This is a genomic window from Rhodanobacter ginsengisoli (assembly GCF_042657065.1).
GTDB lineage: Bacteria > Pseudomonadota > Gammaproteobacteria > Xanthomonadales > Rhodanobacteraceae > Rhodanobacter > Rhodanobacter ginsengisoli.
The window spans coordinates 656,541-682,418 of record NZ_JBHSNF010000001.1; the positions used below are offsets into that span (position 1 = coordinate 656,541).

16 protein-coding genes are annotated in these 25,878 nt (G+C 68.2%); 7 read left to right on the plus strand and 9 right to left on the minus strand.

The window, feature by feature from the left end; translation table 11 throughout:
• Window positions 1–13 precede the first annotated feature (13 nt).
• From ACFPPA_RS02775 to ACFPPA_RS02790, 4 genes are all read right to left on the minus strand, one after another.
• Window positions 14–364, minus strand: a complete 351-nt coding sequence (locus ACFPPA_RS02775) for a DUF3147 family protein (RefSeq protein ID WP_377317046.1) — start codon at window positions 362–364, stop codon at window positions 14–16.
• 30 nt (window positions 365–394) lie between these two features.
• Window positions 395–1,465, minus strand: coding sequence for a uroporphyrinogen decarboxylase (hemE, locus tag ACFPPA_RS02780; protein WP_377317048.1), 1,071 nt, complete (start codon window positions 1,463–1,465; stop codon window positions 395–397).
• A 24-nt stretch (window positions 1,466–1,489) separates the two neighbouring features.
• The gene (locus ACFPPA_RS02785) at window positions 1,490–1,750 is read right to left on the minus strand and encodes a hypothetical protein (protein ID WP_377317050.1); all 261 of its coding nucleotides are present in this window, start codon (window positions 1,748–1,750) and stop codon (window positions 1,490–1,492) included.
• 92 nt (window positions 1,751–1,842) lie between these two features.
• Window positions 1,843–3,438 (minus strand): DHA2 family efflux MFS transporter permease subunit, encoded by a 1,596-nt coding sequence (locus ACFPPA_RS02790; protein ID WP_377317052.1) that lies wholly within the window; start codon window positions 3,436–3,438, stop codon window positions 1,843–1,845.
• A gap of 66 nt (window positions 3,439–3,504) precedes the next feature.
• Between ACFPPA_RS02790 and ACFPPA_RS02795 the strand changes: the two genes are divergently transcribed.
• From ACFPPA_RS02795 to ACFPPA_RS02810, 4 genes are all read left to right on the plus strand, one after another.
• Complete coding sequence (locus ACFPPA_RS02795) at window positions 3,505–4,098, plus strand: TetR/AcrR family transcriptional regulator (protein ID WP_377317054.1); 594 nt, start codon at window positions 3,505–3,507, stop codon at window positions 4,096–4,098.
• Window positions 4,095–4,544 (plus strand): PaaI family thioesterase, encoded by a 450-nt coding sequence (locus ACFPPA_RS02800; RefSeq protein WP_377317056.1) that lies wholly within the window; start codon window positions 4,095–4,097, stop codon window positions 4,542–4,544. The genes ACFPPA_RS02795 and ACFPPA_RS02800 overlap by 4 nt, the downstream gene beginning before the upstream one ends.
• The gene (locus ACFPPA_RS02805) at window positions 4,541–5,686 is read left to right on the plus strand and encodes an HlyD family secretion protein (RefSeq protein ID WP_377317058.1); all 1,146 of its coding nucleotides are present in this window, start codon (window positions 4,541–4,543) and stop codon (window positions 5,684–5,686) included. The genes ACFPPA_RS02800 and ACFPPA_RS02805 overlap by 4 nt, the downstream gene beginning before the upstream one ends.
• 111 nt (window positions 5,687–5,797) lie before the next feature.
• Window positions 5,798–6,499, plus strand: a complete 702-nt coding sequence (locus ACFPPA_RS02810; RefSeq protein WP_377317060.1) for an SDR family oxidoreductase — start codon at window positions 5,798–5,800, stop codon at window positions 6,497–6,499.
• Between the two features lie 5 nt (window positions 6,500–6,504).
• Here the strand turns inward: ACFPPA_RS02810 and ACFPPA_RS02815 are convergent, their stop codons facing one another.
• From ACFPPA_RS02815 to ACFPPA_RS02825, 3 genes are all read right to left on the minus strand, one after another.
• Entirely contained in the window at window positions 6,505–10,314 is a 3,810-nt protein-coding gene (locus tag ACFPPA_RS02815; protein WP_377317062.1) for a translocation/assembly module TamB domain-containing protein, read from the minus strand.
• Between the two features lies 1 nt (window position 10,315).
• A complete protein-coding gene (locus ACFPPA_RS02820; RefSeq protein WP_377317064.1) occupies window positions 10,316–12,088 on the minus strand; it encodes an autotransporter assembly complex protein TamA in 1,773 nt (590 codons plus the stop codon).
• 154 nt (window positions 12,089–12,242) lie between these two features.
• A complete protein-coding gene (locus ACFPPA_RS02825) occupies window positions 12,243–14,861 on the minus strand; it encodes a glycosyltransferase family 2 protein (protein ID WP_377317066.1) in 2,619 nt (872 codons plus the stop codon).
• A gap of 748 nt (window positions 14,862–15,609) precedes the next feature.
• Here ACFPPA_RS02825 and ACFPPA_RS02830 point away from each other — a divergent pair.
• Window positions 15,610–18,273 carry a M16 family metallopeptidase gene (locus ACFPPA_RS02830; protein WP_377317068.1) on the plus strand — a complete coding sequence of 888 codons (2,664 nt, stop codon included), beginning with the start codon at window positions 15,610–15,612 and terminating at the stop codon, window positions 18,271–18,273.
• 76 nt (window positions 18,274–18,349) lie between these two features.
• Here ACFPPA_RS02830 and ACFPPA_RS02835 read toward each other — a convergent pair whose 3' ends face one another.
• Window positions 18,350–18,817 (minus strand): Dps family protein, encoded by a 468-nt coding sequence (locus tag ACFPPA_RS02835; protein ID WP_377317070.1) that lies wholly within the window; start codon window positions 18,815–18,817, stop codon window positions 18,350–18,352.
• A gap of 131 nt (window positions 18,818–18,948) precedes the next feature.
• Here ACFPPA_RS02835 and hrpA point away from each other — a divergent pair, with 131 nt between their 5' ends.
• A complete protein-coding gene (gene hrpA, locus ACFPPA_RS02840; RefSeq protein WP_377317072.1) occupies window positions 18,949–23,097 on the plus strand; it encodes an ATP-dependent RNA helicase HrpA in 4,149 nt (1,382 codons plus the stop codon).
• A gap of 9 nt (window positions 23,098–23,106) precedes the next feature.
• On the opposite strand, the gene ACFPPA_RS02845 is transcribed toward hrpA, so the two are convergent.
• Window positions 23,107–23,583, minus strand: a complete 477-nt coding sequence (locus ACFPPA_RS02845) for a hypothetical protein (RefSeq protein WP_377317074.1) — start codon at window positions 23,581–23,583, stop codon at window positions 23,107–23,109.
• Between the two features lie 158 nt (window positions 23,584–23,741).
• Between ACFPPA_RS02845 and ACFPPA_RS02850 the strand changes: the two genes are divergently transcribed.
• Window positions 23,742–25,868: a bifunctional (p)ppGpp synthetase/guanosine-3',5'-bis(diphosphate) 3'-pyrophosphohydrolase gene (locus ACFPPA_RS02850; protein WP_377317076.1), complete on the plus strand. Its 2,127-nt coding sequence runs from the start codon at window positions 23,742–23,744 to the stop codon at window positions 25,866–25,868.
• Window positions 25,869–25,878 lie beyond the last annotated feature (10 nt).

A 25,878-nucleotide genomic window follows, 5' to 3' on the forward strand; every position in this document is an offset into this window, starting at 1 on the left:
GGCAAGCCGGCGGTTACAGCAGGTTGATGCCGAAGCGACGCACCAGCAGCGCAAACAAGCCGAAACAGACCAGCGTGATGACCACGCAGGCGGCCAGGGTTGGCCAGAACCCGAGGCGCGGCAGCAGCACCGGGAAGGCCAGGAACATCGGCAGCGTCGGCACCACGTACCAGAAGGTGTACCAGGCATGGTTGGCGATCTTGGTTTCCGACTGACGTTCCACGTACAGCCAGATCAGCGCCAGCACGGTGACCAGTGGCAGCGCGGCGATCAGGCCGCCGAGACGGTCGCTGCGCTTGGCGACTTCGGACACGATCACCACCACGGCAGCGGTGATCAGGTATTTGGTGAACAGCCATGCCATCGGCACAACTCCATGCAGGGAGGAAAGTGATCAGCCGCCGCGCAGCGTGCGGCCATAGGCGTGGACCTCGTCGACCAGCACCCGCACGTGCCCGGGATCGACTTCCGGGGTGATGCCGTGGCCGAGGTTGAACACATGGCCCGGATGGTTGCCGTAGCTGTCCAGCACGACACGCGCCTCGCGCCGGATTACCTCGGGGCTGGCGCGCAGGATCGCCGGATCGAGGTTGCCCTGCAGCGCGACGCGGTCGCCGACCAGGCGGCGGGCGTCGGCCAGATCCATCGTCCAGTCCACTCCCAGGCCGGCGCAGCCGGTATCGGCCAGCGCGGCCAGGTGCGCCCCGGCACCCTTGGAGAACAGGATCACCGGCAGCTCGCGCGAGACCGGGTCGGCCTTCAGCACGGCGACGATCTGCGCCATGTAGCGCAGCGAGAATTCGCGGAACGGGGCAGGGCCGAGCAGGCCGCCCCAGGTATCGAACACCATCAGCGCCTGCGCACCGGCAGCGGCCTGGGCGATCAGGTAGGCGGCGACCGCCTCGGCCAGCGTGTCGAGCAGCTGGTGGGCGAGTTTCGGCTCATTCCAGCACATCGTCTTGAGCGTGGCGAAGTCCTTCGAGCCGTGGCCTTCGACCATGTAGCAGGCCAGCGTCCACGGGCTGCCGGAGAAGCCGATCAGTGGCACGCGGCCATGCAGTTCCTGGCGAATCAGCCGCACCGCGTCCATCACGTAGCGCAACTCGCCGTCCATGTCGGGGACGGCCAGGTGGGCGACGTCGGCCGCGCTGCGCACCGGCCGTGCGAACTGCGGGCCTTCGCCGGCGGCGAAGCTGAGGCCGAGGCCCATCGCATCGGGAATGGTGAGGATGTCGGAGAACAGGATTGCCGCGTCGAGCTCGAACCGCTCCAGCGGCTGCAGGGTTACTTCGCAGGCGTATTCGGGGTTCTGCGCCAGGCCCATGAAGCTGCCGGCGCGTTCGCGCGTGGCGCGGTACTCGGGCAGGTAGCGGCCGGCCTGGCGCATCACCCAGATCGGCGTGGTGTCGGTGGGCTCGCGACGCAGCGCGCGCAGGAAGCGGTCGTTCTTCAACACATCGGGCATGGTCATCAACTGGTGGGGTGGGTGTCAGCGGCCGTACGGGCCTTCCTGTCCCTGCGCGAACATCACCCGGAAGCCACGCTTGAGCTGGACGTCGCGGGCCTTCTCGAACGCGGCGATCGCCTCGTCGCGCTCGAGAAACTGCTCGCGCTTCATCGTGGCGCGGCCGCCCTGCGTGCCCGACTCGCGGTACAGCGTCCAGCCGCCGAGCAGATCCTGCTCCAGCGTGATCTGGACGTAGCGTGGGGCGTCGGCACTGCCGGGCGCGGTTTGCAGGTAAAGGCGCATGGGTTCCAGGGGCGAGGCGGCAAGGTGTGCCGCAGACTGCGCATTCTAGAAGGCTGGCGACCGGGTAGCGAGCGCTGCGGGCGACAAGCGCCTCAGTGTGCCGCCGCGGCGTCCGGGGCGACATGGGCCGGTGGCCGGCAGAACGGCACCAGCACCAACGCCGCGAGGAACAGCCAGGCCATCAGCCGGAACACGTCGTTGAACGCGAGTGTCAGCGCGTTGCGCGCCACCACGTGGGCGATTTCAGCCTGTGCCATCAGCAAGGCATGCGTCGAGTCGCTGGTGAAGGTGCCGATGCGTGCCGCCAGCGCCGCCACCGTGTCCGGTGCCGAGCGTCCGGCCTCGCCCAGGCTTTCGCCGAGTCGCGCGGCGTGGATGCGGGTCTGGTCCTGCAGCCAGGTATTGACCACCGCGATGCCGATCGCGCCGCCGAGGTTGCGCATCAGGTTGAACAGGCCGGAGGCATATCGCAGCTCGGCCTGGGCGAAGCCGCCCAGCGCCATGGTCACGCTGGGCACGATGCACAGCATGATCGCGAAGCCGCGCAGCATCTGCGGCGCCAGCAGCGCGGCAAAGCCCCATTCGGGTGTCATGGTCGAGGCCAGCCACAGGCTGGCGGCGAACAGCGGCAGGCCGGCGGCGATCATCCAGCGCGGGTCGATCTTCTGCGACAGTCGCGCGGCGACCACCACGCTGGCGATCTGCGCGATGCCGGTGACGAATACCGTGGTGCCGATCTGCAGGCTGTTGTAGTCGCGCACGCGGCCGAGGAAGACCGGAATCAGGTAAGTGGCGGAATACAGCCCGAAGCCGATCACCAGACTGAACAGGCAGGCGAACGCGAACGTCGCCTTGCGGAACGGCGACAGCCTGACCACCGGCATGCTCGAGCGGAACGAGCGCTCGAGGAACAGCGCAAAGCCCACGAACGACAGCCAGGCGGCGGTGACGATGGTCGGGTCGCCGAACCATTCGTGCCGCGGGCCTTCCTCCAGCACGAACTCGAGGCCACCCAGGAATACCGCCATCGCACCCAGATGCACGTAGTCGATGCGTTTCAGCATGGACAGGTTCGGCGCGTCCACTTTCACGAACAGGGCGGACAGCACGGTCACCGCGATGCCCGGCACGATGTTGATGTAGAAGATCGAGCGCCAGCCGACCGCGTCGGTGAGCCAGCCGCCCACGGTCGGGCCGAGGGTGGGCGCCAGTACCGAGATCATGCCGAGGATGGCGGGGATCATCGCGCGCTGCTTGCCGGTGAACAGGGCGAAACCGGTGGCGAACACGGTCGGCACCATCGCGCCGCCGACGAAGCCCTGGATGACCCGGAACGCGGTCATCGAGTGGATGTCCCAGGCCAGGCCGCACAGCGCGCTGGCCAGGGTGAACAGTCCGGCCGACAGCGCGAACAGCCAGCGCGTCGACAGCGCCTGGGCCAGGAACGCGGCGAACGGGATCATCACCAGTTCGGCCATCAGGTAGCCGGTCTGCACCCAGCTGATCTCGTCCGGCCCGGCCGACAGGCCGGCCTGCACGTCGTTGAGCGAGGCGGCCACGATCTGGATGTCGATCAGCGCCATGAACTGGCCGAACGCCATGATGCCGAAGATCAGGTATTTGCGCGCCAGCGGCAGCTCGGCGGGCGCGATGGGGGTGTTTCGGAAAGTGGCGACGACGGCGTTCACGCGAGCCTCTTGCATCGGCGGAAATTTTAAGTATGATGATCATCATATAAAGCGAGGCGAAAGTCCATGCGTTACGACACCGAGCACAAGCAGAAGACCCGCGCCAAGGTGCTGCAGGTGGCCGCCCGGGCCATCCGCGCCGACGGCCCCGAGCGCGTGGGCGTGGCCGGCGTGATGGCCGAGGCGGGGCTGACCCATGGTGGTTTCTATGCCCACTTCAAATCCAAGGACGAGCTGATCGCCGCGGCCATCGGCACCATGTTCGACGAGTCGCGTACCCGCATGGTGCGTGAACTCGAAGGGCGCACTCCGGCCGAAGGCCTGCTCGCCTACATCGCGTTCTATCTGTCGGCGAAACATCGCGATGCGCGCGGTGGCGGCTGCCCGATCGCGGCACTGGCCTCGGACCTGCCGCGGCTGACGGCACCGTCGCGCGAGGAATTCGCCGCCGGGGTGGAATACCTGGCCAGCAGCCTGGGCGAGAAGCTCGCCTTGCTCGGCCATGCCGATGCACAAGACGAGGGACGTTCGATGGTGGCCGAACTGGTCGGTGCGCTGTCGCTGGCCCGGATCGAGCCCGATCGCGCGCGCTCGGACGCGATCCTGGCCGCCTCCAGGGCGCAGCTGATCCGGCGTCTCGGCCTGGAGTCCAGGGCATGAGCATGGTCAGTGACCTCGGCGCCGGTCTGGACGGTCGTGCGCAACTGGAAGCGTTCATGGCCGCTGGCCGGCGCCCGGGCATCGGCGATGCGCTGGATTTCGACCTGGTCGAGGTGGGCGACGGCGTGGCCGTATTCGCCGGCGAACCGGGCCCGCATACCTTCAATCCGATGGGCATGGTGCATGGCGGCTGGTTCGCCACCTTGCTCGACTCGGCCTGCGGTTGCGCCGTGCATTCCGCGCTTTCGGCGGACCAGGCCTATACGACCCTCGAGCTGAAGGTGGCCTTCCACAAGCCACTGACCGCGCAGAGCGGTCGCGTGCGGGCCGAAGGCCGCGTGCTCTCGATCGGCCGCCGCGTGGCGTTTGCCGAAGCCCGTCTCGTCGATGCCGAGGGCAAGCTCTACGCCTCGGCCACCTCCACCTTGCTGGTGATGCAGAAATGAGCGCTGACGGTACTGTCCCCCCGGTTGTTTCCGACGTGGCGCCGCCGCGGCGTCTGCCGCTGTCACGGCGGCCGCTGGTGGTCGCCGCCGCGGCAGTCGTGATCGCACTGGCCGGCGCGCTGTACATCGCTTCGCCCGCGCGCAGCGTGTCCACCGACAATGCCTATCTGCAGGCCGACAGCTCGGTGGTCGCGCCGAAAGTGCGTGGCCTGGTGGCCGCGGTGCTGGTGATGCACGACCAGGCCGTGCATCGCGGCGACCCGCTGGTGCGCATCGACCCGGAGGAATTCGATGCCAGGGTGGCCGCCGCCGCCGCGACACTGCAGAACGCCCGGGCCTCGGTAGCAGCGGCGCAGGCGGGGCTGGTGGCACTGGATGCGGAAGAACAACTCGCCGCGTCGAACGTGCGTGCGGCGCGAACGTCGATCCTCTCCTCCGATGCCGAACAGCACCAGGCCGAGGCCGATCGCCGCCGCTACGACGCGTTGATCGCCAGCGGCGCGGTGGCGCGCAGCGCGGCCGAGCACTTCCGCACGGCGGCGGTGACCGCACAGGCGAATGCGCAGCACAGTCGCGCCGAGTTTGCGGTGAGTCGGGATGCCGCATCGGTGACGCGCGCCAGGCGGCTGAGCCTGCAGGCCAATCTGGCCCAGGCCGAGGCGTCGGTGGCCAGCGCCAGGGCGGCCCTCGATCTGGCCCATCAGGATCAGGCGAACACGATCGTGCGTGCGCCGATCGACGGCGTGGTCGGCGACCGGCAGGTCGAGCCGGGCGACTACGTGCAGCCGGGCAGCCGCTTGCTGACCGTGGTGCCGCTGGACGCGCTGTACGTCGTCGCCAACTTCAAGGAAACCCAGACTGCGCGGATGCTGGTCGGCCAGCGCGCCGATGTCGAGGTCGATGCCTTGCCGGGCCGGACGCTCACGGGTCGGCTGGAGAGCTTCGCGCCCGGCTCCGGCTCGCAATTTTCGTTGCTGCCGTTCGAGCCGGGCACCGGCAACTTCACCAAGATCGTGCAGCGGGTGCCGGTACGCATCCGCTTCGACCCCGGTCAGGCCGCGCTGGCGCGGTTGCGCCCCGGCCTGTCGAGCACGGTCACGGTGCGACTGACCGGCGAGCCCGTACGCGAGGCCTCGCGCTGACGGCCCCGCTGTTTCCCCCGATGCGCAATGCGCCGCATCGCGTGGTCGGGCACAACCCGTGATGGCGCGGCGCCCGGCTTCTCTCTCTCCATTCGAATCAGGTGACTTCTCATGAAAATCCAAGGCAGTACCGCACTCGTCACGGGTGCCAATCGCGGACTCGGCCTGGCTTATGCCAGGGCGTTGCTGGCCGCCGGTGCCAGGAAGGTCTACGCCGGCGCGCGGGATCCGTCGACGGTGACGCTCGCAGGCGTGGTGCCGGTGAAGCTCGATGTGAACGACCCGGCCGATATCGCGGCGGCCGCGGCGCAATGCGCCGATGTCGATCTGGTCGTCAACAATGCCGGCGTGATTGCGAGCGAGCCCCTGCTCGGCACGAACGGCACGGACGCCCTGCGTACGGCGATGGAGACGAATCTCTACGGCATGCTGGCGGTCAGCCAGGCGTTTGCGCCGGTACTCGCGAAAAACGGTGGTGGCGCGCTGGTCAACATGCTGTCGGCACTGAGCTGGGTGAGCCTGCCGGGCTCGGGTGCGTATTCGGTGACCAAGGCGGCCGCGTGGGCGCTCAGCAACGGCCTGCGCAACGAACTGCGCGGGCAGGGTACCCAGGTGGTCGGCGTGCATGCGGGCTACATCGATACCGACATGGTGAAGGACGTCGACAGCCCGAAGTCACGGCCGGAAGATATCGCCGCTGCCGTCATCGCCGGCATCGAGGCGGGCGATACCGAAGTGCTGTCCGACGAGACTTCCAGGCAGGTGAAGCTGGGCTTCGCCGGTTCGATGTACCTGAAGGCTCATGGCAGCTGAGCTGCTCATCGCTCCAGGCGATAGTTCAGGCTGGCGCGGCTGAACTCGGTGGCCTGCTGCGCCTCGAAGTTCCAGCGCTTGCTGAGTCGGTAGCGCAGGGTGATCACCTCGCCCGGTTCGAACAGGCCGACGCCGTAGCTGAGGTACAGCCGCGGCGACAGGTATTTGCCGACCGTGAACGCGGAGCCGCCGCCCAGCGCGGCGTTGCTGGCGACGCCGATGTCGTCGATGCCGAGGCGAGAGCCGACGCTCCTGGCCAGCAGGTTGCCGCCGGCCGAACCCAGTGCCTGGGCGGCCGCAGTGACCATGTTGCCTTCACCACCCCGAACCTCGGACAGTGGCTTGCCGGTGATCAGGTAGGACAGGGCGTCGGATTGCTCCATCGCCGGATTGGAGAACACGGTGAGAATCGGCCGCTGCGCGGTGCCGGTGACGTACAGGCCCACCTGCTGGCCGGCGTCGATGGTGGCGTTCGGATTGAGCTTGCGCACGGCGCGGATGTTCAGCCCCGGATTGTCGATCGGGGTGCTGGCGAACAGCAGCTGGCCGCGCTGGATGTCAAGTTTCTGGCCATACGCGCGATAGGTGCCGTCGACCGCGATCTGGCCCTGCCCGGTGGTGGCGCGGCCGGGTTGTTCGCGCACCGTCAGCACGCCGGTCACGCGGCCATCGAGCCCCATCCCGACGATGTGCGTCTTGCTGCCCAGATCCACCTTGACCAGCGCGCTGATCGGCAGCTTGCGGACCGCCTGCTGCTGTTGTTTCTCGTCGATCACCACCACGTCGGGCGAGGCCTGGGTGGCGCCGGCACCGGGCAGCTTGTCGGCATTCACGTCGGCACTGTCGATGCCCAGGCTGCCGCCGATACGGATGCCGGTAGCGTCCTGCTGCAGGGTCAGGTCCGGCGAGACCACCAGTCTGGCGGCGGGGATGTCGGCGGCGGTGAAGCGGCTGCCCTTGAGCGTGATCGCCGTCTGCGCGGTGGCGCCGAGGCCGGCGTGACCGCTGACGGCCAGCGTGCCGTGGCCGGACATCACGCTGCCCTCGATCTGGAATTGCCGCGCATCGGTGCTGCCGACCCGCAGCCGGCCCTGGCTGAGCTTGAGTCCGGCCGCCGGCACTTCGGCGCTCAGGCCGTCGAGCGTGGCCTGGCCGCTGAGCGCCGGTTGCTGCAGCGTGCCGGCCACCAGGAAATGGCCGTCGGCGTGCCCCTTGACGCTGGCCACGTCGCTGCTCAGCAGCTCGATGAAGGCGAGGTTGTTCAGGTGCAGGTCGAGCCGGCCGGCCAGCGTCTGCTGCGCCCCGCTGAGAGTGACCCGGCCATCGATGCGGCCACCGTCATCCAGGCCGCTGTGCACGTCGATGCGCTGGCTTGTGGCGCCGAATTCGGCGTTCAGCTGCAGCTGCGTGTAGTGCAGCAGCGGCGCGTCGGTACGGTCGGCGTAGCTGATGCTGCCCCGGGCGGAACCGATCGACGCGTGGCCACCGAGGGTGCCACCGGCGCTGCGCCAGATCTCGCCGCTGCCCTGCAACAGGCCATCGGCGCGGATCGGCAGATCGGCTTCGCCGGCCGCATTCAGCAGCAGCGCCAGCGGCAGTTTGTTCAGCCGATAGCTGGCGTCGAGATTGCCGGGTCGGTCGCGTTTGGCCGCCACGCACAGTCGCGGATCGCCGGCGCCCAGGCACAGCTCGGACAGGCTCATCGCCCCTTCGTCGTAGCTCAGTCGGGAAGGCTGCAGCAGGTGCCAGCCGGGCATGCCCTGGGGCTGCAGGTCGAGCCTGGAAAGCGTGCCGTTCCAGCTCGATCCCTGGCGCGCGCCGTGCAGGGCCAGCTGGCCGGAAAGCTGGGTGCCATGCGCCTCCACCTGCAGCACGTGATCGCCCTGGCTACCCTCGGCCAGCAGGTGCAGACGCTGGAACGTGAGACCCTGCAGGATCAGGCCACTCGCCTGCAGATCCAGCTTGCCGGCCGGTCGCGTGAGGTCGGGGACGCCGACGATCAGGCGCAGGTTTTCCGCACGCTGTTGCTGCCAGCTCAGCGCCTGCCCATGCAGCTGGCCATTGATGCTGAGTTTCGGTTGCCTGCCGCGGATCGCGAAATGGCCGTCCAGACGGCCGCCGGCATTCGGCAGCCAGTCGCCCAGCGAAGCGACCACCAGCTGCAGTTCCGCATCATTGCTGTTGCCCGGTCGTGCATCCAGCTGCAGCGTGCTGTCGCCGGAGGCCAGCCGCAGCCGGCCATCGACGACCTGGCTCGGCGACAGATGCAGCTTGCCGCCGCCGCTGACCGCGCGTTCGCGCAGCTTGCCGGTGAGGCGACGGATCTCCAGCGTGGCATCCGGGCCCGCGGCGGGCAGGCTGCCGCGACTGACGATGTCGGCATCCAGCGCGCCATTCCAGCCGGCAAATATCTGGCCCGGATCGAACCGGTTCGCGCTGACCTCGGCCTGCCACGCCACGATCGGCTGCAGGCTCAGCGTGCCGTTCGCCTGCAAGCCACCCTGCGCCTGTTTCAGCGCCAGCGTGTGCAGGGTGATCAGTCGTGCATTGCCATCGAGATTCAGCGCCAGCCGGGTCGGCCTGCCTGGCGGGCCGACTTCGAGGTCGCCCTCGGCGTGATATTTTCCCACGCTGCCGCTGGCGGTGAGTGCGCCGTGGCTGGCCAGCTCCTGGCCGGCCAGGGCCGCCGGCAGCAGCAGATCGTTCCAGCGGATGGCCAGCTCACCGCTGAGCGGCCGCGCCGCCAGCTGCACGGTGCCGCTGGCCTCCAGCTGGCCCTTGACCTGTGGCGAGCCGAGGCTGACCCGCTGCAGGTCCAGCGTGGTGTAGTCATGACTGAATTGCGCGCGCAGCGGTTGCAGCAGCAACCGGTAGTCGTTCAGATCGATCCTGCCGTCGAGCATGCCGCCGTGGCGATCCCCATGGCCTTGCAGCGCCAGCGCCAACGCCTTGAGCGAGCCGCCACCGAGCAGCGGTCGGGGATCGAAACGCGGTGCATCGAGCCGGGCCGTCCAGGCAAGATCGCTGCCCTGGTCCAGATCCAGTTGCAGCTGCGCCACGGTCGGGGCGCTGAGCCGGACCTCGAGATGCGCCCGTTGGCCGTCGCCGTGCGCCAGCAGGTCGCCGGCGTATTCGGTATCGCCGACCTTCCAGGCGAAGCTGGCCTTGCCGTCGCCCCGGTAGTTCCGCCCGACCGCCAGCTTGCCCGCCAGACCGACATGGCCGTCGGGTGCCTGCAGGGTGAGCTGGCGCAATTCGATCCCCTGCCGGGTCCAGCTGCCGGCCAGCTCGAGCTGGTTGGAGGCGAACAGCGGCTCGCCCGCCCGGCTGACCTTGAGCGTTCCCACCCGCACCCGGTCGAGGATCAAGCCGATCGGCGGCTCGAGCGAGAGGCGGCCGGAAGCGGTGCCGTTGGCCGGCGCGGGGGGCGGCAGCGTCACCTCGACCCCGTCGGCATCGAGCACGATCACGTGCACGCGCCCGGTCAGCAGCGGCCAGAAGCGCAGGTCCAGGTGCAGCGTGGCCACCCTGGCCACGGTGCCCTCGCCGTCGTCGTCGTAGCGGATGCCGGCCAGATCCAGCGGACCGATCAGCCGGCCCCGCGCCTGCCGTACCTGCAGCGCACCCGCACTGGCCGCCTCGACCCGCGCCAGCGCAAAACGCAGGCCGGCGCCGGTGCCCAGCAGCCAGCCGGCCGCCAGGGCGAGCAGGGCGAGCAGGGCCAGGGTCAACAGCAACGCGATGCCCAGCCGGCGCAGCCAGCGTCGGCGTGGCGGTGTGGGGGCGGCTGCGGCGGGGGCGGTTGTCGTGCTCATCTCAGAGGTCCGGCCCGATCACCAGGTGCAGCTCGATGCCATGGCGATGCGCGTCGTGAATCGGCGTGCCGAGGTCGACCCGGACCATGCCCACCGGCGACAGCCAGCGCAGGCCCAGGCCGGCGCCGATCTTCGGCCGGTAATCGGTGCCGCTGAACGCGTTGCCCGCGTCGACGAAGGCGGCCATGCCCCAGTTGCGGGTGAAGTAATGCTCGACTTCGCTGCTGGCGACCAGCAGGTTCCTGCCGCCGATGACGCGACCGAAGCTGTTGGTCGGGCCGATCGACTGGTAACCGTAGCCGCGTACCGAGCGGTCGCCGCCGGCGAAGAAGCGCAACTGCGGCGGCAACGCGCTGAAGTCGCCGGTCCAGGTCGTGCCGGCGCTGCCGCGCAGGATCAGCCGGTTGCGCTGCCTGGCGCCGAATGCACGGATCCACTTGGCGTCGGCGGTCAGCTGGCTGAAGCGGGTGTCGGACAGCAGGCTGCCAGCGGTGCTGCGCGCGGCCAGGCTGATCGACCAGCCGCGGCGCACGAACGTGGGGTTGTCGGCCTGCTTGCGGGTCAGCGAGGCCTCGCCGAACGCCAGCGTGCTGCGACCGTGATCGATCCCCGGCGTGTTCTCCGGTTCGTTGCCGCGGCGCCCCACGGTGAACGTGCCAGCGAGCGCATGCACGCCCACGCTGCGGACCCAGCCATGCCACTGGCGGCTCTCGTTGGCGACCAGTTCGAGCGTGCGCGACTGCGACGTGTCGGTGTCCGCATCGCGATAGTTCGCGCCGAAGTTGTAGCTGCGCTGGTCCTCGCCGGGCAGCGGGATCGAATACTGGGTGGACAGCGTCTTCAGCCGCTGCGCGATCGCCAGCTCGCTCTTCCACTTGTGTCCACGCCGGTTCACCCAGCGTCGCTCGATCCCGCCGCGCAGGCCGAAGCCGGTGTCGGTGCCGATGAACGGACCGCCGGTGTAGATCGTGCGTTTGGCCGGGGTCAGCTGCACGGTGACATTCACCTTGCCGTTGCTGGCCGTGTCCACGTCCGGCAGCACGTCGACCACCGCGAAATAGTCGGCGCCGTTCAGCGCCTGCTGCAGCTCCAGCAGCTGATCCTGCGAAAAGTAATCGCCGGACTTGAACGGCACATAGCGATCCAGGAAGCCATCGTTGAACTGCGAGCCCTCGAAGCGCACCTCGCCGTAGCGGTAGCGGGGTCCGGCCTGCCACGCCAGCTTGATCGCGGCGCTGTGGCTGGCGCGGGTCACTTCGACCCGGTGCGTGACCAGCCGCGCATCGAGGAAGCCGTTGGCGGTGAGCTGGGCACTCAGGGCATCGCGCGCGGTCTCGTAAGTGCCGTGATCGAGGGTGCGGCCCTGCAGTCGTTCGAGCGTGCGCCGGGCCCGCCGGATCGGCGCGATGGCGGCGGCGGCCTTGTCCAGTTGCACCTCGACCGACGTGACCTTCACCGGCTCGCCCGTCTTCACGTGCAGGGTCACCTGCCAGTTCTCGCCGAGCTGCCGCAGGTCGGTACTGGCGCCGGCGTCATAGTAACCATAGGGCTGCAGTGCCGATTGCACCTGTCCCGGCGCCCGCTCGACCAGCCGCGTGACCTGTGCCGCGCTGACCTGGCGGGTTGCATACTGCGACAGTTCCACGCCCGAGATCACCGCAGCCTTGAGCGGATCCGCGACGCCGTCGACCACCAGTTGCACACCGGCATGCGCCTGCGATGCCAGCAGCAACAGCGACAGCAGCAGGCTCGGGCGTCGGGAAGATCGGCGCATGCGTGGGGATCCATCCTCGGGGCGTGTGCGGGAGTGAAGGCAGCTTACCCAAGTCGGAGTGGGCTTCGCATGAAAGCGCGGGATGCCTTCAGCGGCAGCGTCGCAGCGCCCGCTTCGCCTGCCGATACGAGCGACGCCGCATCGGCAGGCGCCGTCAACCGGCCTTGTCGCCCGCCTTGTGCGCGATCCAGGCGCCGATCACCGCCGACACATAAGGGATCGACTGCGCCGCGAGGATGATCATCCACAAGGTGCTTTCGAGGTAGCGCGTGCCGTAGCCCGCGGCCATGCCGACGATGCACAGCGCCAGCGCGATCGCCATCAGCAGCTCCTCGCGCACCGGGGCGAACGCGGCGAAGTTGCTGCCGCCCAGGCGACGGCTCTTGGCGGTGACCACGAACGAGGTCTTCTCGCGGGTCAGCCCGTGCAGGATGCCGCGGGCGATCGCATGGGACAGGCCCATGCTGGCCAGCGAGGCCATCAGCGTGTCGCGCCAGCTGCACGGCACGCGGGCGCGGTACAGCACGATGCCGAAGATCGCCTTGGCGAAGAAGAAGCCGATCACCGGAATCAGGAACAGCTGCATCGGCAGGCTGAAGTACTGCGGGAACGCCACCATGCCGGCGGTCCAGAACAGCGCCATCAGGGTGAAGATCAGGTGCAGCGCGTCGGCGAACCAGCTGAACCAGCCGGTGAGGAAATGGAAGCGCTGGCCGGCCGACAGCGGTCCGGGTCTGACCATCCAGCTCCAGCGGCCCTTGAGGATCTGCATCGCGCCGAACGCCCAGCGGTAACGCTGGCTCTTGTATGCCTTGAAGTCGGCCGGGGTCAGGCCCTTGCCCATCAGCTCGTCGACATAGACCAGGTCGTAGCCGGCATGCATCAGGCGCAGGCCCAGCTCGGCGTCCTCGCAGATCGTCCACTCCGACCAGCCACCGGTACCTTCCAGCGCGCTGCGCCGGACCATGGTCATGGTGCCGTGCTGGATGATCGCGTTGCGCTCGTTGCGGTGGTGCATGCCGATGCGGAAGAAGCCGTCGTACTCCCACGCGGTCATGCGGCGGAACGTGTTGTGCTCGAACTCGCGATGCGCCTGCGGGCACTGCACCACCGCCACCTTGGGGTCGTGGAAGTGACCGGTGAGGGTGGCCAGCCAGTCGTGGCGCACCTCGTAGTCGGCGTCGATCACCGCCACCACGTCGGCAGCCGGGTCGGTTTCCTTCAGGCCGAAGTTCAGCGCGCCGGCCTTGTAGCCGGGCCACGGCTCCAGGTGGAAGAAGCGGAAGCGCTTGCCCAGCTTCTCGCAGTATTCCTGCACCGGCTTCCACACCGCCGGGTCCTTGGTGTTGTTGTCGATCACCAGCACTTCGTAGTTGGCGTAGTCCAGCGCAGCAAGCGAATCGAGCGTGACGATCACCATCTCCGGCGGCTCGTTGTAGCAGGCCAGGTGGATCGACACGAACGGCTGACGGTCCGGCCGATCCGGTCGCAGCATGCTGCCATGGCGTATCCAGGTCGGGCGCCACAGCACCTCGGTGAACTCGAAGCCGTTGATCAGCAGGATCGCCAGGATCGCGATCTGTGCCGGGAACAACAGCGTGAGCATGGTCCAGTCGATCCAGCTCAGGTAGAAATTGAACGGCAGCGTGGCGGCCCACACGATCAACCCGCAGGCCAGCTGGATCAGGGCGGCGAAGAAGAACCGTCCGGTCAGCTTGAAGCGGCTGAAGCGGCGGCCGAACCAGATCATCGGGCCCAGCGCGAGCAGTGCCGCCGCCAGTGCCTTCAACGGCCAGGCGGTGTCCTCGGTGACCGGGCCGGTGAACGGAAACTTCGGCTGGCGATCGGCATTGAACATGCCCCAGTAGGCACCGGTGCGGCCTTCACCCAGGCCTTCCTTCCACGGCTGGTCGAACGCTTCCATCACGTAGTAGTCGATGTGGTCGCGTCTGGCCACGTTGAACCAGGTGCGCAGGAAGATCGCCTCGTTGGATACCGACGGCGAGGCATATTCATGCCGGTCGCCGTTGGATGGCCAGCCGATCTCGCCGACCACCACCGGTTTGTCCGGATAACGGCTGCGGATGGCCTCGTAGGCGCCGATCGCCTGGTTCACGGCGAGCTTGTCGCCGCGTGAATTGGTCAGCGGCACACCGTTCCAGAACGGAAACAGGTGGATCGTGATGAAGTCCACGTGCTGGACCAGCTCCGGGTACTTCAACCAGATGTAGTCCGGCTCGGCGATCGACACCGGCTGGTGCAGCGCGGCGCGGACGCGGTCGGCGTAGGCCATCATCTGCTCGGGGGTGACGTCGTTGCGGAACAGTGCCTCGTTGCCCACGATCACCCGGTTGATCGTGCCCGGGTAGTGCCGCGCCTGGGCGATCAGGGTCTCGATTTCCTTCTCGTTGTTGCCCAGCCGTCGGTCGATCCAGGCGCCGGCCATCACCTTCAGGCCTTCCTTCTCGGCCAGCCGCGGCAACTGCGGGGTCTGCAGCATCGAATAGGTGCGCACGCGCGAGGTGTACCGGCTGAGCAGCTTCAGGTCGCCGTCGATCTGCTCGTCGGTGGGAAAGTCTCCCTTCAGCGGGCTCTGGTAACGCTGGAACACCGACAGCGCGAAGCCGTCGATCTCGCCGTGCCAGTCCTCCGGCCCGTGCGGCAGGTTGCCCCACCACCACAGCCCGATATTCATCGCGGCCACGACCAGCGCAAGCACCAGGGCGGTGAACAGGGGATAGCGGCTGTCGTGGTTTGTTGCGGTAGCGCTCAAGAAAATTCCCGGGGGAGCCTGCGCAACAGGCAATGAAGCCTGAGGAGCTTAACGAATGTGGGGCCGGCGGCCAATAAACCCCGGGCCGGCCGGTCAGCGCAAGGTCAGAAGTCCAGCCATGACCGGTGCGACAGCCGGCCCGGGGGAGGTCTGGTCGACGGATATCGTCGACGTGGTGGACCCATGCTCCTTTGACCGGAAGCGCGTCGATCATGGAAAGGCCAGGACGGCCCCGGGGGGGACAGTAACGGGTGGCTCAGGTCGGCCGCGACCGTTCCGTCGCACACGCCGCCGTCAGCTTACGCGACTCCGCTCGGGGCTCGCTCGGGAAGAGCCGTCAGGGAGCCCGCCATCCGCCTCCTACGCTCCTGTTTCGACGCAGTGGCCTCGAGGCGATCCCCGGCCGTCGCCGGTCCTGCATTTTCTTGCGGGGATCCACAACCGCGAATATTTCCTATAGACCCCTGTCGCCGAAACATGAAGTCTGAAAAAGAGAAGTTTTCCGGCATCGTCGCCGTACTGCTCGCAGCGGTCGTCACGTTGCCGGCCGCCCCCTGGATGCAGCACGCCGATTCCGGCCCGTGCCCTCACCCGGCAGCCGCCGGGAACGTTGAGTGGCCACCCACGGTCGGATTGACGAGTGTGCCTGGACACAAGAGTCCGACTGCGACAAGCCGGCGTTGCGGCAAGTCGGGAGCGCGCCTGATGCCTCGGCCTGACATCCAATTCACCTGCAAGGACAAACCTGATGAACAAACGAGTTGTGCTACTGACCACCGCGATCGCGCTGGCATTGAGTGCCGGCGGTGCTCTTGCGAGTGGCACAGCCGACGTCACCCGCGCCACCCTCGACAACGGCCTGCGCGTGGTGATCGTGCGCGATGCGCTGGCGCCGGTGGTGACTACCGAGATGAATTACCTGGCCGGTTCGGACGAGGTGCCGGCCGGTTTTCCGGGCACCGCGCATGCGGTGGAGCACATGATGTTCCGTGGCAGTCCGGGCCTGAGCAAGGATCAGCTGGCAGCGATCGCGGCGAACATGGGCGGGGCGTTCAACGCCGACACGACCCAGGGCGTGACCCAGTACTACTTCGTGGCGCCATCGCAGGATCTGAACGTGGCGCTGCATGTGCAGAGCCTGCGCATGCGCGGGGTGGACATGGACGCGGCGGCCTGGGCGAAGGAGCGTGGGGCGATCGAGCAGGAAGTCTCGCGCGACCTGTCCAACCCCTCGTACAAGTTCTATGAGCAGCTGCAGGCACGGCTGTTCGACGGCACGCCCTATGCGCACACGCCGCTGGGCACGCGGGCCTCGTTCGACAAGACCACCGCGGCGATGCTGAAGCAATTCCATGACCGCTGGTACGTGCCGAACAACGCGATCCTGGTGATTGCCGGCGACGTCGACCCGGTCGCCACGCTGGCGACGGTCAAGGCCGAGTTCGGCGATATTGCACGCAAGGCCCTGCCGGCACGGCCGACGTTCGCGTTCAAACCGGTGCAGGCGAAGACGATCAAGCTGCCCACCGACAGCCCATATGGCTCGGTATATCTCGGCTATCGCATGCCCGGCACGCAGTCGAAGGATTACGCCACCGCGATGGTGCTGGGCAGTGCGCTGGCCTCGCAGCGTGCGGCGCTGTTCGGCATGGGCATGGACGGCACCGCGCTGTACGGCACGTTCGGCGCCAACCTGATGCCGCAGGCCGGGTTCGGCATGGCCGTGGGCATTTTCCCCCGGGGCGGCAATCCGCAGCCGATCCTGGCCCGGATGCAGGCCATCCTCGCTCAAGCTGCCAGCAAGGGCATCGACCCGGCCCTGGTCGAGGCGGCCAAGCGCAAGGCGATCGCCGAGCTGGAGTTCAAGAAGAACTCGGTCGACGGGCTGGCCAATGCCTGGTCGGGCGCGCTGGCATTCCAGGGCCTGGAATCGCCCGACGCGATGAAACAGGCGATCGAGGCAGTCACCCCCGTGTCGGTCGACGCGCTGGCCCGGGCCACGTTCGATCCGGCGCATGCCGTGACCGCGATCCTCACTCCGGAGAGTTCCGGCAAGCCGATCGCCGGCAAGGGCTTCGGTGGCGCCGAGAGTTTCGCCTCCAGCCCGGACAAGCCGGTGGAGTTGCCGGCCTGGGCCGCGCAGGCGTTCGCCAGGCTGGCAGTGCCGCCTTCCACGCTGAAGCCGACCTCGTACACCTTGCCGAACGGGCTGAAGCTGATCGTGCAGCCGGAGTCGATCAGCGACACGGTGGAACTGTTCGGCCGGGTCAAGACCAACCAGGACCTGCAGTCGGGCAAGGGCGAGGAGGGCGTGGCCGAGGTGCTCGACGGCCTGTTCCCGTTCGGCAGCACCGGCCTGAACCGGCTGCAGCTGCAGCAGGCACTGGACGGGATCAGCGCGACGGAATCGGCGGGTACCAGCTTTTCGCTGGCGGTGCCGTCCGCGCATTTCGCCGAGGGCCTGCGCCTGCTGGCCGACAACGAGCTGCATCCGGCAATGCCCGCGCAGGCGTTCGCGGTGGTGCAACACCAGGTGGCCGGCATCGTCGCCGGCCAGTTGCAGTCGCCCGAGTTCCTCACCCAGCTGGGCCTGGGCAAGGCCTTGCTGCCGGCGAACGATCCGCAGTTGCGCCACGCCACCCCGCAGAACGTGATGGCGCTGACGCTGGACAAGGTGAAGAGCTATTACGCGAAAACGTTCCGACCGGACATGACCACCATCGTCATCGTGGGCAAGGTCGATCCGGCGAAGGCCCGGCAGCTGGTCGAGCAGGCATTCGGCGACTGGAAGGCGGACGGCGCCAGGCCCGACGTGGACTACGCCGCGGTGCCGGCCAACCGGCCCGGCCAGTTCAACGCGCCGGACGCCAGCGCCAGCCAGGACAGCGTGGACATGGCGCAGACCCTGGACGTGACCCGCAATGACCCGACCCGGTTCGCGCTGAATCTGGGCGATCAGGTGCTCGGTGGCGGCTTCTACGCCTCGCGCCTGTACCACGACCTGCGCGATACCCGCGGGCTGGTCTACAACGTGGGCACCAGCTTCGACCTCGACGCGCATCGCGGTACCTACACCGTGTCGTTCGGTGCCGACCCGGACAAGGTCGCGGCGGCCAGCGCCATCGTGGTGCACGACCTGAAGCAGATGCAGCAGGCGCCGGTGACCGAGACCGAACTGAAGCGCGCCAAGGGCATCCTGCTGCGGCAGATCCCGCTGGGCGAGTCCAGCTTCGGCGCGATCGGCGGCCAGCTGCTGAACCTGTCGATCGAAGGCAAGCCGCTGGATGCGATGACGATTGCCGGCCAGCATTACCTCAAGCTCAGCGCGAAGGACGTGCAGCAGGCGTACGCGAAGCACATCCGCCCGGACGGCTTCGTCATCGCGGTGAAGGGGCCGGCGCCGAAGGGCTGAACGAGTCCGCGAAGCAAATCGGCAAAAAGAAAAGGCCCGTCATCGACGGGCCTTTTCTTCTGGTGCCGCGAGCCGCCTATTTCAGCAGCGAGCGCAGCATCCAGGCGGTCTTCTCGTGCGCCTTCAGCCGGCCGGTGAGCATGTCGGCCGTGCCCTCGTCGCCTGCACCGGCGGCCGCCTTGGTCGCCAGGCGGGCTGTATGCGCCGCGATCTCGTGGCCTTCGACCAGCTGGCTTACCATCTCCTTCCATTCCGGCACGCCCGCCTCTTCCTTGATCGAAGTGAGCTTGCCGAACTGGCTGTAGGAGCCGGGGGCGAACACGTCGAGCGTACGGATGCGCTCGGCGACTTCGTCGGCGGCGAGCCACAGCTCGTTGTACTGCGCCTCGAACATCAGGTGCAGGCTGTTGAACTGCGGTCCGGTGACGTTCCAGTGGAAACTGTGGGTCTTCAGGTACAGCGAATAGGTGTCGGCCAGCATCTTGGACAGATGCTTGGCGACCGTTTCGCGGTCCTTCCTGGCGATACCGATGGAAATGGCCATGTGCTGCTCCTTCCGGGAGGGGGAATGCTGTTTGCAGACACTAGCGGGTCGAGCGACGGCGTGGAAATGAATCCTGCCGATGTTGCCGATAGCCAGCGGCTATCATGGGCGGCCCGATGAACGATATCCGCATGCCCGCTTCCGATTCCGCCGCCGACCCCGGCCTGCGCGCCCTGCGCCGGCAGCTCGATACGGTCTCCAGCCGCGACTTCGGTCGCCTGCTGGGGCGCTGGCGCGTGCTGACCCGTCGGCCGGACGAAGGAAAGCTGGCGGCGCTGCAGGCGGATATCGAGCGTTCGGCCGGCAAACGACGAGCGCGGGTGGAAGCGAAGCCGCCGATCCGGCTGGACGAATCGCTGCCGATCAGCGCCCGCGGCGAGGACATCATCGAGCTGATCCGCCAGCACCAGGTGGTGGTGATCGCCGGCGAGACCGGTTCGGGCAAGACCACCCAGCTGCCCAAGCTGTGCCTGGCGGCCGGTCGCGGCGAGGCGGGCATGATCGGCTGCACCCAGCCGCGCCGGCTGGCCGCGCGCTCGGTGGCGCGGCGGGTAGCCGAGGAACTGGGCAGCCCGGTCGGCGAGATCGTCGGCTTCCAGGTGCGCTTCAACGACCAGGTCTCCGAACGCAGCCTGATCAAGTTCATGACCGACGGCATCCTGCTGGCCGAGACCCAGGGCGATCCCTGGCTGGGCGCGTACGACACCATCATCATCGACGAGGCGCACGAGCGCAGCCTCAACATCGACTTCCTGCTCGGCTACCTGAAGCAGCTGGCGCTGAAGCGGCCCGAGCTGAAGATCATCGTGACCTCGGCCACGATCGACACCGCGCGCTTCGCCGAGCATTTCGACGGCGCGCCGGTGGTCGAGGTGGAGGGGCGCGCGCATCCGGTCGAGCTGCGCTGGCGCTCGCTCGACGAAGTCGCCGCGCGGCAGGGACGCAGCAAGGACATGCAGCAGGGCAGCGCCGAACACATTGCCGCCGTGCTCGACGAAATCAGCCATGACGACCCGCGCGGCGACGTGCTGATCTTCCTGCCCGGCGAGCGCGAGATCCGCGACACGCATCTGCTGCTGTCGCGTCGGCAATACCGCGAGACCGAGATCATGCCGCTGTATGCGCGGCTCTCCGCCGGCGACCAGGATCGCGTGTTCAAGCCCGGCATCAAGCGCCGCGTGGTGCTGGCCACCAACGTGGCCGAGACCTCGCTGACGGTGCCACGGATCCGCTACGTGATCGACACCGGCACCGCACGGGTGAAGCGCTACAGCCAGCGCAGCCAGCTCGAACGGCTGCACGTGGAGCCGATCTCGCAGGCCGCCGCCGACCAGCGCAAGGGTCGTTGCGGCCGCGTGGGGCCGGGCATCTGCTACCGCCTGTATGACGAAGCGGATTTCGCCAGCCGCGCCGCGTTCACCGATCCGGAGCTGCTGCGTTCGTCGCTGGCCAACGTGATCCTGCGCATGCTGGCATTGCAGCTGGGCGACGTGGACCGGTTCCCGTTCCTCGAGGCACCCGATCCGCGCGTGGTCGCCGACGGCTATCGCCGCCTCGCCGAAATCTCGGCGATCGACGAGGCGCGCAAGCTCACCGCGACCGGTCGCACGCTGGCGCGCCTGCCGATCGACGTGCAGCTGGCGCGCATGCTGGTCGAGGGCGAGAAACGGCATGCGCTGCGCGAGGTGCTCACGATCGTGTCGTTCCTGAGCATCCAGGATCCGCGCGAACGCCCCTCCGACGCCCGCCAGCAGGCCGACGCGGCCCATGCCGTGTTCGCCGACCCCAGCTCGGATTTCGTCGGCGTGCTGAATCTTTGGCGCGCCTATCACGACGTGCACGAGGAACTCACCCAGTCGAAGCTGCGCGACTGGTGCTCGCGGCATTTCCTCAGCTTCATGCGCATGCGCGAATGGCGCGAGCTGCATCGGCAGCTGCTGCTGGTGGTGCAGGAGCTGGGCTGGCAGTTGGAGGCCAGCGGCTCTGCCCCTTCTCCCCTGCGGGGAGAAGGCTGGGATGAGGGGGCGCGCTCGCGGCAGACTCCGCGAGTCAACGCGGTAGCGGCACGGAAGAGCACGGACAGGAGAGTTTCGCGCGAGCACCCGCCCCTCACCCCAACCCTCTCCCCGCAGGGGAGAGGGGGCGAACGCGAAGAGCCGGTTATTGATCAGGAGGCAGCGGCTTCGCGCCTCTTCGAGGCACTTCACCGCTGCCTCCTGGCCGGGCTGCCGACCCAGGTCGGGCGCAAGGACGAGAAGGGCGTGTACCAGAGCACGCGCGAGCGCAAGTTCCAGGTGTTTCCCGGTTCGGCGCTGGCGAAGGCGCCGCCGAACTGGATTTTCTCGGCGCAGATCCTCGATGTCGGCGGGCGCGTGTGGGGCATGGCGAACGCGCGGGTCGAGCCGCTGTGGATCGAGCAGCAGGCGGCGCATCTGCTGCGCACGAGTTGCCGCGATCCGCACTGGTCGAAGAAGCGTGGCTGCGTGGTCGCCTGGGAACAGGTCAGCCTGTTCGGACTGGTGCTGGTGGAGAAGCGCGCGGTGACGTTCCAGGCGCAGGATCCGGCGCTGGCGCATGCGATCTTCCTGCGCGAGGCGTTGACCCGCGGCGACATCGACAGCCGCGCCGACCAGGGAAGGTCAAGTGCCGCGGGCGCAGGACGCGCAGGAGCGGCTGCGGACTTCGTGCGTGCCAATCAGCGCGTGCTGCAGGAGGCGGCCGATATCGAGGCGAAGCAGCGGCGCGAAGGACTGATTCGCCACGAGGACGATCTGGTGGCGTTCTTCGAAGGCAAGCTGCCCGAGGAAATTGCCAGCAGCCGCGCGCTGGATGCCTGGTATCGCAACGCGCGCCCGGCCGAGCAGGCGGCCTTGCGCTGGTCGCTGGACGACGTGCTGGTCGGCGGCAGCGGGCTGGATGCGAAGGCCTTCCCGGCGACGCTGGAGATCGGCGCGCAGCGTTACAAGCTCGAATACCGCTTCATGCCCGGCGACGAGGCCGACGGGGTGACCCTGCATCTGCCGCTGGCGATGCTCAATGCCCTGCCTGCCGCGCGTTGCGAGTGGCTGGTGCCCGGCCTGCTGGCCGACAAGGTGGCCGAGCTGATCCGCGGCCTGCCCAAGGCGTTGCGACGCAACTTCGTGCCGGCGCCGGACTTCGCACGGGCGTTCGCCGAGGCGGAGTCACCCCGCGACGAGCCGCTGGCGAAGGCCCTGGCGGGCTTCCTGAAACGCGCCACCGGGGTCGAGGTGAGCGCGGCGGAATTCGCCGGCATCGACCTGCCGGCGCACTTTCGCATGCGTTACCGGCTGCATGACGCGGACGCCTCGTCCGCGCCGGGCGAGACCCTGGCCAGCGGTCGTGACCTGGCCGTGCTGCGCGGGCAATGGGAAGGCCAGGCGCGCGCGGCGTTTTCGCGCAAGACCGATATCGAATTGAGCCGCGAGGAAGTCGCCAGCTGGGACTTCGCGGAGATCCCCGCGCAGGTGCGTTCCGATGCCGGGCTGATGGCATTTCCGGCGCTGGTCGACCTGGGCGAGACGGTGGCGTTGCGGGTGTTCGAACGCAGCGACGAGGCACGCGACGCGCACCGGCACGGTGTGGTGCGGTTGCTGCGCAATGCGCTGGCCAGCGAAACCAAGCAGGCGCGCCGGCGCCTGCCGATCGGCAACGCACTGGCCTTGAAGTACGCGCCGCTGGGGAGCGTGGACGGGCTGCGCGAGGATCTGCTGGAAGGCGGCTTCGGCGACCTGCTCGAGCGCCACGAACTGGACGTGCGTACCGCCGCTGCGTTCGAGCAGTTGCGCGTGCAGTGCGCACGCGAACTGTTTGGTGCCGGCGTCGAACGCCTCAAGCTGGCCGAGCCGGTGATCGAGGCGCAGGCCGAACTGAAACCGTGGCTGCAGCCGCCGCTGCTGGGCTTCGCCCGCGCCAGCTACGACGACCTGCGCGAGCAGTTCGATGCGCTGCTCACGCCGGGCTTCCTGCGCGAACTGCCGACAACGCGGCTGGCCCACTTCCCGCGCTATCTGAAGGCGATGCGCCTGCGCGGCGAACGGCTGCGCCAGGATCCGGCGAAGGATCAGCAACGCATGCTGCAGGTCATGCCGTACTGGCGGGCGTACCTGCAGCATCGCGCCGCCGGTGCCGATGCCTCGGGCCTGGAGGAACTGCGCTGGCTGATCGAGGAATGGCGCGTGTCGCTGTTCGCGCAGGAACTGAAGACCGCCGAGCCGGTGTCGGCCAAGCGGCTGGCGAAGGCGCTGGCAGCGCTGGATTGACCGGCCCGGTCAGCGGATCCGTCGCACGTGGGCGGTATCGTTGCAGCCCTTGACGTACATCAGCCAGTTGCCCATCAGCGAAGGCTTGACCTTGACGGCCGGGTTGTCCGAGTTCATGCACATCGGCGCATCCGAACCGATCTGCTTCCAGACCTGGCCGTTGTCCAGGGTCATCTCGTTGTTGCCGTGCCAGCCGTCGAAATGCCCGACCAGATGGGCCTCGATCTTGCTGTATTTCTTCTTGCCGGGATAAAACACCGGTTCGCCGCTGGAGTCGACCATCTTGGTGGTGACCTGGCCGTGCGTGTGCAACCAGTTGTCGAGATTCTGCAGCTCTTGCGGCGACAGCTTGTCCAGACCCGCGGCCTCGAACTCGGCCTGGCTCATGCGCTGCTGCAGCCCGCCGGTTTGCTGGGCATGCGCGGACAGGCCGCACAGCGCAAGCGCCAGCACGAACGGCATCAGGTGACGTGGACGGATCATCATCGGGTGAATCCTCTGGACGCGGAAGGCAAGTGGCGATTCTGCGCGGTAAGCCATGCCCAAGCCAAGCGTCCTGTTATCGCACCGGTGCCATCCGCGTATCCGGCGTTCATCCTGCCGCGCTGTCGTTACTATGGGGCCACGCAAAGGACATTGGCGACATGGCTCAACCCCCAAAACCTTCCCGGCTGGCCCAGTGGCGCGATCGTGCCGGCACGCTGGCGCCGCCGCTGGCCGATGTGCTGGAGGTGGCCGAGTCGCAGCTGCTGAACGAAGCGGAGTGCTGCGACGTACTGGATCTGCTGGCGATGCTGGGGTGCGATGCGCAGACCCAGGCAGCGGCGCTGTGGTTCGAGCTGGCCCGGGTCGACCCGGCGCTGTGGGCCGCGCGCAGCGGCAAGCTGCCGGACGAGCTGCGCCGGCTTGTCACGGGTCAGCAGGCGGCCGAGCAGGTCTGGGCGCTGCATGCGCAGCGGCCACCGGAGGGCGCTGCCGAGGGCTTGCGCCGGTTGTTGCTGGCGATCGTGCGCGACCTGCGCGTGGTGTTCGTGCTGCTGGCGCGGCAGCTGGCGCGGATGCGCGCGGCGGCGGCGTTGCCGCCCGAACAGGCGGCCGCGCTGGCGCGGCTGACCCGCGATATCCATGCGCCGCTGGCGAATCGACTCGGCATCTGGCAGCTGAAATGGGAGCTGGAGGATCTGGCATTCCGCTTCCTGCAGCCGGAGGTCTATCGGCGCATCGCCAAGCTGCTCGACGAGCGGCGCAGTGACCGCGAGAGTTTCATCCGCGAATCGCTGGACGAACTGCAGCGCGCCCTGGCCGTCGCCGGCATCCATGCCGAGCTGGCCGGACGGCCGAAGCACATCTACTCGATCTGGAAGAAGATGCAGCGCAAGGCGCTGGACTTCTCCGACCTGTACGACATCCGCGCGGTGCGCGTGCTGGTGGACAACATCACCGACTGCTACGGCGCCCTTGGCGTGGTGCACGCGCGCTGGCCGCACCTGCCCAACGAGTTCGACGACTACATCGCGCGGCCCAAGCCGAACGGCTACCGATCGCTGCACACGGCGGTGATCGGCCCGGCCGGCAAGACCCTGGAAGTGCAGATCCGCACCCACGAGATGCATCGCGCCAACGAGCTCGGCGTGGCCGCGCACTGGCGCTACAAGGAGGGCGGCAGCGGCGACGCCGAGTTCGAGGCGAAGATCGCCTGGATGCGCAAGCTGCTGGAGCCGCGCGGCGACGACGACAGCACCCTGGCCGCCGACCTGCATACCGAGTTGCTGGAGGACCGGGTCTACCTGCTGACGCCCAAGGGCGAGGTGTTCGACCTGGCGCGCGGCGCCACCGTGCTCGATTTCGCCTACATGGTGCACACCGAGGTGGGCCATCGCTGCCGCGGCGCCAAGGTCAACGGCCGCATCGTGCCGCTGACCTTCCAGCCCCAAAGCGGCGATCGGGTGGAGATCCTCACCACCAAGCTGGGCGAGCCCAGCCGCGACTGGCTGTCGCCGCATCACGGCTACCTGCATACCTCGCGGGCGAAGGACAAGGTGCGCGCGTGGTTCCGGCGGATCGCCCATGACGCCAACCTCAGCGTCGGGCGCAACATGTTCGAGCGCGAGCTGAAGCGGCTGGCGCTGTCCAGTGCGGACGTGTCGCGCCTGCCCGCGCATTTTCACCTGCAGACCCAGGACGAATTGCTGGTGGCGCTGGCGCTCGGGGAAATCACCAGCGGCCAGATTGCCCGCGTCCTGCAGGAGGCTGCCCAGCCCGCGCCGGCGGCGATCGCGCCGACCGGCTCGACCGCGCGGCTCCCCGCGCTCGACCACAGCGCGCTGACGATCGAGGGGGTCGGCAACCTGCTCACGACGCTGGCGCGCTGTTGCCAGCCACTGCCGGGCGATCCGGTGCGCGGTTTCATCACCAAGGGTCGCGGCGTGTCGGTGCATCGGGCCGATTGCGGCAGCCTGGCGCGGCTGGCGCGGCGCGATCCGGACCGGGTGATCGACGTGAGCTGGGGCAGTGCCGCCAGCCAGGCCTACGAGGTCGACATCGAGCTGCGCGGCTACGATCGCAAGGAATTGCAGAAGGACGTCACCGGCGTGATCAGCAATGCCGGTGCCCACATCATCGCCTCGTCCAGTCGCCTGTTCGCGCAGACCGGCGAAGTGGAGATGCGCTTCACCCTGCGCGTGCGCGACTTCGAGCAGTTGTCGACCCTGCTCGGCAAGCTGCTGGCGCTGCCGAATGTCGTGGATGTGCGGCGGGTCGGCGTCGGCTGAATGCCCCTGC